The sequence below is a fragment of the Meiothermus sp. genome, assembly GCF_025060375.1.
Classification (GTDB): Bacteria; Deinococcota; Deinococci; order Deinococcales; family Thermaceae; genus Meiothermus.
Map to the genome: position 1 here is coordinate 19,796 of NZ_JANXCG010000057.1, position 8,077 is coordinate 27,872.

9 protein-coding genes are annotated in these 8,077 nt (G+C 63.1%); 7 read left to right on the top strand and 2 right to left on the bottom strand.

Going from position 1 to position 8,077, the window contains the following annotated elements:
- Positions 1 to 12 precede the first annotated feature (12 nt).
- Complete coding sequence (gene menC, locus NZ849_RS07475; protein ID WP_295405764.1) at positions 13 to 1,122, bottom strand: o-succinylbenzoate synthase; 1,110 nt, start codon at positions 1,120 to 1,122, stop codon at positions 13 to 15.
- 64 nt (positions 1,123 to 1,186) lie between these two features.
- Here menC and NZ849_RS07480 point away from each other — a divergent pair, with 64 nt between their 5' ends.
- From NZ849_RS07480 to NZ849_RS07495, 4 genes are all read left to right on the top strand, one after another.
- The gene (locus NZ849_RS07480; protein ID WP_295405767.1) at positions 1,187 to 1,579 is read left to right on the top strand and encodes a hypothetical protein; all 393 of its coding nucleotides are present in this window, start codon (positions 1,187 to 1,189) and stop codon (positions 1,577 to 1,579) included.
- On the top strand, positions 1,580 to 2,101 hold the full coding sequence (locus NZ849_RS07485; protein ID WP_295405769.1) for an RsmD family RNA methyltransferase: 522 nt from the start codon (positions 1,580 to 1,582) through the stop codon (positions 2,099 to 2,101).
- A 37-nt stretch (positions 2,102 to 2,138) separates the two neighbouring features.
- Positions 2,139 to 2,504: a hypothetical protein gene (locus NZ849_RS07490; protein WP_295405771.1), complete on the top strand. Its 366-nt coding sequence runs from the start codon at positions 2,139 to 2,141 to the stop codon at positions 2,502 to 2,504.
- Between the two features lie 115 nt (positions 2,505 to 2,619).
- The gene (locus NZ849_RS07495; protein WP_295405773.1) at positions 2,620 to 3,093 is read left to right on the top strand and encodes a GreA/GreB family elongation factor; all 474 of its coding nucleotides are present in this window, start codon (positions 2,620 to 2,622) and stop codon (positions 3,091 to 3,093) included.
- A 16-nt stretch (positions 3,094 to 3,109) separates the two neighbouring features.
- Here the strand turns inward: NZ849_RS07495 and NZ849_RS07500 are convergent, their stop codons facing one another.
- On the bottom strand, positions 3,110 to 3,541 hold the full coding sequence (locus NZ849_RS07500; protein WP_295405774.1) for a hypothetical protein: 432 nt from the start codon (positions 3,539 to 3,541) through the stop codon (positions 3,110 to 3,112).
- A 91-nt stretch (positions 3,542 to 3,632) separates the two neighbouring features.
- Between NZ849_RS07500 and lysS the strand changes: the two genes are divergently transcribed.
- The 3 genes from lysS to cas5 form a co-directional block, all read left to right on the top strand.
- A complete protein-coding gene (gene lysS / locus NZ849_RS07505) occupies positions 3,633 to 5,126 on the top strand; it encodes a lysine--tRNA ligase (protein ID WP_295405775.1) in 1,494 nt (497 codons plus the stop codon).
- A gap of 181 nt (positions 5,127 to 5,307) precedes the next feature.
- A complete protein-coding gene (locus NZ849_RS07510) occupies positions 5,308 to 7,827 on the top strand; it encodes a CRISPR-associated endonuclease Cas3'' (protein ID WP_295405782.1) in 2,520 nt (839 codons plus the stop codon).
- 58 nt (positions 7,828 to 7,885) lie between these two features.
- Positions 7,886 to 8,077, top strand: a 192-nt coding sequence (gene cas5, locus NZ849_RS07515; RefSeq protein WP_367182957.1) for a CRISPR-associated protein Cas5, incomplete at its 3' end; no start/stop codon positions are given.

Below are 8,077 nucleotides of genomic sequence, written 5' to 3' on the forward strand. Positions count from 1 at the left end.
GGTGACTCTGCCTCAGCGGGAGGTAAGGTAGGCGGTTTTCTCGGTAATCCTCTTTAGGAAGTCCCGCTTCAGGGTGACGCCTAGGCCAGGCCCCTGGGGAACCGGCATCATCCCTCCTCGAGCCTCCAGCGCCTCCTCAACGATATCCTCCTGCCAGTAACGGCTGGCGCTAGAGGTGTCGCCCGGCTTGACGAACATGGGTAGGGTGGCCACGTGGATGTTGGCTGCGCGGCCAATGCCCGCTTCCAGCATCCCCCCCATCCAGACCGGCAGGCCGTAGCTTTGGGCGATATCGTGGACCTTGCGGCTTTGCAGAATGCCACCTACCCGCGCCGGCTTCAGGTTGATGACCCTTCCCGCACCGATTTCCAGCGCCTTGCGGGCATCCTCGGGGGAGGTAATGGACTCGTCCAGGCAGATGGAGGTAGCGATGGCCGACTGCAGCTTGGCGTGGTCCAGCAGGTCGTCGTAGGCCAGGGGCTGTTCGATGTAGTCAAGCTGCGCTGCGTCCAGGGCCCGAAAGGTGGCGATGTCGTTCAGGCTGTAGGCCGAGTTGGCGTCCACCGTAAGATTGGCCTCGGGGAATGCCTCACGAACCGCCAGGGCCACCTTTACATCCCAACCCGGTTTGATTTTCAGCTTGATTCGCTTGTACCCATCGGAAAGCCCTTTAGCCACCTTTTCCAAGGTGGTCTCGATGCTGGCCTCTATCCCAAGGCTTATGCCCACCGGTATCTCCTGGCGCACCCCGCCCAGCACCTTCCAAATAGGCTGCCCCAGACCCTTGCACCACAGGTCCCAGAAGGCCATTTCGAGGGCCGCTTTGGTCATCTTGTTCCCGCGGTAGCTGGATATCTCGCCCCATAGCAGCTCGGGGTTGGCAAACTCCCTGCCCAGCACCCTGGGCAGCAAGAGCCCCTCCAAAAGGGCCCAGGCCCCTGGGATGGTCTCCTCGCGGTAGTGTGGGGTGTACTCCATCACCGTTTCGGCGTAGCCCTCCAGGCCCTCACCATAGAGGGTAAGCACGATGATGTGCCGCTCGGTCTGCACCCCAAACGAGGTCTCAAAGCGAAACTTGAGCGGCAAGGAGATGAGCCGAAGTTCGGCGGCCTCTATTTTCATGCCCGTATGCTAAGCGACCCCCAGGACGGCTTGTCAAACCGGCCTCCTTGGTATACTCCTGGCGATGGGACGAATTCTCGTTTTTTCGCTGGTTTTTTCCCTTGGCCTGGCCTCTGCCCAAGAGGTCTACAAGCTGCGTGTTAGGAGCTGGAGTTGTGCGTATGTCGGTGGGGCTGTGGTCGCCCAGGGGGTGGTGGAGAACATCTCCAAAAGCCGCGTCCAGGGCCTCCGGGTTCACCTTCGGCTGGTGGAGAAGGGGTTGCAGGGGGTAAAGGGGGTTTCCAGCAACCGGGTGTACGGCGTCAACTCGGCCCCTATCGCCAGGCCCAGCCTGGCCCCTGGGGAGGCCAGCCCTTTCTCGGTCCGGGTGCCTACCCGGCAGCGTGAGTTTAGCTGCCAACTGTGGTTCCGCAACGCGAGCGTGGTGCAGATTCCGACCCTGGTGCCCAGGCTTTAGATGCTGCGGATTCTGGGGGGAACCGCACGGGGAGTGGTCCTGAAGGTGCCGGCCTCAGCCCGGCCCAGCCCGGTCCGGCTGCGCAAGGCCCTCTTTGACTACCTGCGCTACCGCTACCCCCACCGGGGGCGCTTTTTGGACCTCTATGCAGGCAGTGGGGCGGTAGGGCTCGAGGCCGCCTCAGAAGGCTTTGGGGTGGTGCTGGTGGAGAAGGACCCTGAGGCCATCCGCTGTATACGGGAGAATGCGCGCAGGGCCAGGCTTTCTGTGCGCATCGAGGCCAGGTCGGTGGAGCACTACCTGTTGGAAGCCCAGCAGAGGGGTTTGCGCTTTACGGTGGCCTTTATGGCCCCCCCCTACCCTCACGATCTGGTGCAGGCCTTTGAGCGTTTGCGCCAGGCCTCGGTGGTTGAGCCTGGGGGTCTTTGCATCCTTCAGCATCCTGCTGAACTTGTGCTCCCTCTGGGCGAGCGCCGAGTGTACGGCCGCAACGCCCTCACCCTTGTGGAAGTTGGCGGTTGAGGCGGCCGGTGCTTTGGCGTGGTAAGCTACTGCCAAGATGGGGGAAAAAACCTTCGAAGAGCGGGAACTGATCCTGGAGCTGTTCCCTGGGACCTCCCCGGAGCTTCTGCCTCCGGGGGAGGTGCTTTACTACCGCGATGGGGAAGGGCGGGTGCACATCCAGGAGGACCCGCTTCACCTGGTGTTGGAGCCTTTGGACGCCGCCCCGAGCATCACCCCCTTGGTTTGCGAGGCCTGCTTGCGGCATATCTCCCGCTCTTCGGGGCAATTTTTCCGCTTTGGGGTAGGCAACAGCGGGCGCCACTTCCGCTACGTAGCCCTCTGTCGGGACACCGAGCGCTGCTCGGGCTCAGCCCGGCCCGGGCGTTTGAGAGAAATCCTCCTCAGGGGTATACTACCCTGAGCGGAAGCGCTGTGAACCAGGCTCGGCGGGGGGGCCGGGCCTCTTCGTTGGGCTGAGGGGACCCTTAAATTGCAACCGATTGACGCGGCATCGCGAGCATCTTACAGGAGGCCAGATGGCACGTGAGGTAAAGCTGACCAAGTCGGGGTACGAGCGGTTGGTAGCCGAGCTCGAGCAGGAACGGGCCCGCTTACAGGAGGCCACTCGGATACTACAAGAGCTGATGGAGTCCTCCGACGACTACGACGACTCAGGTCTGGAGGACGCCAAGCGGGAAAAAGCCCGCATAGAGGCCCGTATCGAATCCCTCACCGATACCCTATCCCGCGCCCAGATCATCGAGGAGGAAGGGCACAAGGTGAGCGTGGTGACCCTGGGGGCTGTGGTTCAGCTAAAGTCCGAAGAGGGGGACCTAATGGAGGTGCAGGTGGTCTCCCCGGCCGAGGCCAGCGTTCTGGAGCGGCCCATGAAAATCTCGGACGAAAGCCCGCTGGGAAAGGCCCTCCTAGGCCAGGGGGTAGGGGCCAAGGTGATGCTGGACACCCCCAAGGGCCGGAGGGAGTTCGAGATAGAATCCATCCGGCACTGAGCGAGCCCAGGCCGTGCTAACGGGCTGGGCATTGAAAAAGGGGGGGTTCCGGCGCGGTGGGAGCCACCTCGAGCCGATAGTGGTCGGGCTTCTCCAGCGGTCGCAGCAGCAGCCCTACCCCGGCGTTGCCCCGGGCCATGCGCAGTATCCAGTAGGCATCCCCCAGCAAGGAGAGGTTCTCCCTGGTGCAGCGGAACGAAAATCCCATGGTCTCGAGCTGGCGCTGAAGCTCCTCGCGCACTGCCCGCAGCTCCCCTGGGGTCCGGGGGCGGTACCCGCTGTTGGGTTCGTAGTAGAACTCGGTAATCTCTACCGAGCCCTCCTGTATCCGGGCCAGCAGGCGCGCGTCCGGCAGGACCAGCCCCAACCGCTCGGAGACCACCAGGGTCTCAGCGCCAAGGAACACCGGGGCGCACCCTGTGAGCAGCAGCAAAAGAAACCGCCACATACCTACCTCCCGCTACTCCGAGGATAGACCAATCTCCAGCACTGGGTAAATTCCTCCCCCTACAGGTATAATCGGGCGGTTTTGGAGGGGTATGCCAGAGTACAGCGAACAGACTCAGCAGCGTTTGGCCAACCTCGAGGCCCTGGTGGAGGCGGGTTTTGAGCGCTTTCCTTACCGCTTCCCCAAAACCCACGACGCCGCCCAGATTCTCTCCGCCCACGCGGGTGCCGGCCCCCAGGAGGAGTGGCCTGAGGAGGAGGTGCGCCTGGCCGGTCGCCTGATGACCTTCCGCCACATGGGTAAGGCCAGTTTTGCCCACCTGCAGGACCAAAGCGGCCGGATTCAGATTTACCTGGCCCGCGACATCACCGAACGCTACGACCTCATCAAGAAACTGGATGTGGGCGACATCATCGGTGTGGAAGGAACGGTTTTTACCACCAAGACCGGTGAAATTACCGTAAAGGTGCGCAGGTTCACCCCTCTGGTGAAGTCACTTCACCCTCTGCCCGACAAGTGGCACGGTATTCGCGATGTGGAGACCCGTTACCGCCAGCGCTACTTGGACCTCATCCAAAACCCAGAGGTGCGGGAGGTTTTCCGAGTTCGCAGCCGGATGGTGCGCTACATCCGCAACTTCTTTGAGGAACGGGGCTTTTTGGAGGTAGAGGGGCCTACCTTGCAGGCCGTTGCCGGGGGCACCGAGGCCAGGCCCTTCAAGACCTTCCACAACGCCCTGGGTCACGAGTTCAACCTCCGGATTGCCTTGGAGCTGCATCTCAAGCGCCTGCTGGTGGGGGGGTTTGAGAAGGTCTTTGAGATTGGCCGCAACTACCGGAATGAGGGCATCTCTCCCAAACACAACCCCGAGTTCACCATGCTCGAGGCCTACTGGGCCTATGCGGACTACCAGGACATGATGGGCTTGGTAGAGGACCTGCTTTCGGGGCTGGTGGAGCACCTTTTCGGCACCACCCGGATTCACTACGGCGGCCACCCGATCGACTTTGCCAAGCCCTTCCGGCGCCTTGAGTTTGTGGCTACCCTCAAGGAGAGGGCCGGCCTGGATTTTGACCCCACCGACCTCGAGCGCCTGCGGGCCTGGGCCGATGAGAGACACCCTGAGCTGAGGGATGTACCAAGCTACAAGCTTCTAGACAAGCTCTTTGGCCACTATGTGGAGGCCAGCCTTGTGCAGCCCACCTTTGTGGTGGATGTTCCCCTGGCCATCAGCCCCCTGGTCAAACGCCACCGGGACCCCGCTAAGTCCAACCTCACTGAGCGAGCGGACCTGTTTGTGGCAGGCTTCGAGATTGCCCCTATCTACTCTGAGCTCAACGATGCCCTGGATCAACGGGCCCGTTTTGAGGAGCAGGTCCGGCGGCGCGAGGCGGGCGATGATGAGGAGCCCGAGATTGACGAGGACTTCCTGCTGGCCCTGGAGTATGGGATGCCGCCTGCGGCGGGAATGGGGCTAGGCATTGACCGCCTGGCGATGGTGCTCACAGGGCAGGAGAGCATTCGGGATGTAATTCTCTTTCCCCTGCTCAAGCCGCGAAAGGAAGGGCAGCAGGTGGAAGGCTAGGCGCTAACCTCGGCCAGGTGAGCCGCCGCTGGGCGGCTTTTTTGCTTTGGGTTGCGCGCAGGAGACTAAAGTTTATGAACATCTTCATTCGGGGTGTCCAAATTTGGATGACCCGTAGAAGTGGGGCTGCTAAAGTGAACACAAAGGACGGGTAGTTATGCAAGGGAAACCCAACGACCAGATGCCTCGCGCGCGTTTGCGTTTTGCTCCCGAGATGGTAAGCTGCCTCCGGGAGAGCGCCTACCCCAACCTGCGTGTGTTGGAGCAGCTCGAGGGTGGTTACACTCTCGTTGAAATTGAGATTGACCCCGGCAAGCATCCTTGTGGATTCCCCCTCGAGCTGCTCTCCTGGGTGCTGAGCTGGGGGGCTCGGGTGGAGGTGCTGGAGCCCCCCGCCCTGCGCCGGGCCTGGTTGGAGGAGGCTAGGGCGATTGTCGAGCGGTATTGCTCGTCCTCGCCCTTTCCCAGCTCCTTTGTCTTTTGGGCCCACTCCCATCCTGACCCCTCTCGCTGGCAGCCCTTGAGGGAGCATCTGGCCAACGTGGCTGCTCTTGCCGCTGCTAGGGCCCAGCCTTTTGGTGAGGAGGAGAATGCCCGCTTGGCCGGTCTGCTGCACGACTTGGGTAAGTACGGCGACCGCTTCCAGCTTCGCCTGCACGGCAAGATATCCGGCCTTGACCACTGGTCGGCGGGGGCGCATGTGGCGCTTCTTGACTACCGCTCTCCGAAGGTGGCTTTAGCCGTGCAGGGCCACCACCTGGGGTTGCAGAGTGGGGCCAAGGAGAACCTCAAAAGCATGCAGCTGCGCTCAGATAGAAGGGGTTTTCCGGAGAGCCTGTGGCTGAGCGAGGTTAACTTAGGCCTGCTCAAGGGTCGCCTGCAGGAGGACGGTCTCGCGCTGCCTCCACCCAGCGATGCCATTCTGGAGGCCCCCAGTAGCGCTGCGGCCATGTTGGACACCCGTATGCTCTTCTCGGCCCTGGTGGACGCCGACTTTTTGGATACCGAGGCCCACCTGCGCGGTCAGGGTTATCGCCCCACCCCTCCCTCGTTGCAGGTAGGCCAGGCTCTGGCCCGCTTGGAGGCCTATCTGGAGGAGCTTGGGCGGGATGAGAGGATTCCGGCTAGGATTCGGGCCTTGCGTAAGGCGCTTTCCGACGCTGCTGCCGAGGCTTCGAAGCGCCCCGAACGCCTTTTTACCCTAACTGCTCCCACCGGGTTGGGGAAGACCCTAGCCATGCTGCGCTTTGCCCTAAAGCGAGCCCTGCGCGACCCACGCATACGGCGCATCGTGGTGGTGCTCCCCTACCTTTCCATCCTGGACCAGACCGCCAAGGTCTACCGCGACCTATTCGCCGATTTTGGCCCGCACTACATCCTGGAGGACCACAGCCTGGCCTACCGCCCGCTGCGCCAGGAGCTTTCGGACGAGCAGGATGTCGCTGAGATTGAGCGCCGCCTCTTGAGCGAAAACTGGGAAGCCCCCATCATCCTCACCACCCACGTGCAGCTTTTGGAAAGCCTGCACGCGAACCGCCCAGGGGCCTGCCGCAAGCTGCACAACCTGGCCGGGAGCGTACTCTTGTTCGATGAGGTGCAGACCCTCCCCGCCCACCTGGCCGTCCCCACCCTCAAAACCCTCTCGCGCCTAGCCAGCGAAAAGTACGGCGCGGTGGTGGTCTTTGCCACCGCCACCCAGCCCGCTTTTGAGTCGCTGGACGAGAGGGTGCGTCGGGGTGAACCGCAGGGCTGGCAGCCGGTGGAGATAGCCCCTGAGCCCAGGGTGCTCTTTCAGCAAAGCCAGCGGGTGGGGGTGGACTGGTGGCTCAAGAACCCGCTCCCCTGGACCCACCTGGCCGCCTTGCTGGCGGCCGACCCCCAGGCCTTGGTGGTGCTCAACCTCAAGCGGCAGGCCCACGCCCTCTTCCGTCTGGCCGAGGCGCAGGGCTTGGAGGGGCTGTTTCACCTGTCCACCGCGCTGTGCCCGGCCCACCGGCTGAAGGTGCTGGGGGAGGTGCAGGCCCGGCTCAGCGAGGGGGCACCCTGCCGCCTGATTGCCACCCAGGTGGTGGAGGCCGGGGTGGAGCTCGACTTTCCCGTGGGCTACCGGGCCTTGGGGCCCTTGGAGGCCATTGCCCAGACCGCTGGGCGGGTCAACCGGCACGGCCTGCGCAAGGAGGGGCGGCTGGTGGTCTTTATGCCTGAGGATGAGGCCTACCCCGACCAAGCCTACGCCCAGGCTGCCAAACTGACCCGCGCCCTGCAGGCTGAGGGAGGGCTCGAGCTCACCCCCGATGCTTTCCGCCGCTACTACCAGAGCCTCTACAGCCTGCAAAGCCCGAGTGACCCGGAGATCGAGAGGCTCATCCTGACCCAAAACTACGCCGAGCTTGCCCGCCGCTACCGCATCATCGAGTCGCCCGCGGTGAACGTGGTGGTGCCCTACAACGACGAGGCCAAAGCCCTCATGCAGGAGGCCCGCGATAGGGGCATCGCTGCCGACTGGATTCACCGCGCCCGGCCCTACACGGTGCCCTACTTCCTGCCCAAAGGGGGGCCGCCCGCTTTCCTGGAGCCTGTCTTCCTCCGCTTTGGCCGGGGCGAGGCCCCGGACTGGTACTTGTGCCCGGATGAGGCCCTCTACAGCCCAAAGCTGGGCTTCATCCCGGAGGAGGGGGGCGGCGTGGGCCTGGTCATCTAACCCGGCGCCGGGGCAAGGCTTTGGTATGTTTCGCAAAAACGAGCTGGAAGGAGGCAGCATGCGAAGTTTTAGCCTGGAAGTCTGGGGCGAGCTGGCCTGTTTTACCCGGCCCGAGTTCAAGGTGGAGCGCTTCAGCTACCCCGTCATCACCCCCAGCGCCGCGCGGGGCATTTTCGACGCCATCTACCTGGACTTTGACCCCCAGAGCAAAAGGCCCCTCATGTACTGGCAGATTGAGCGAATTGAGGTG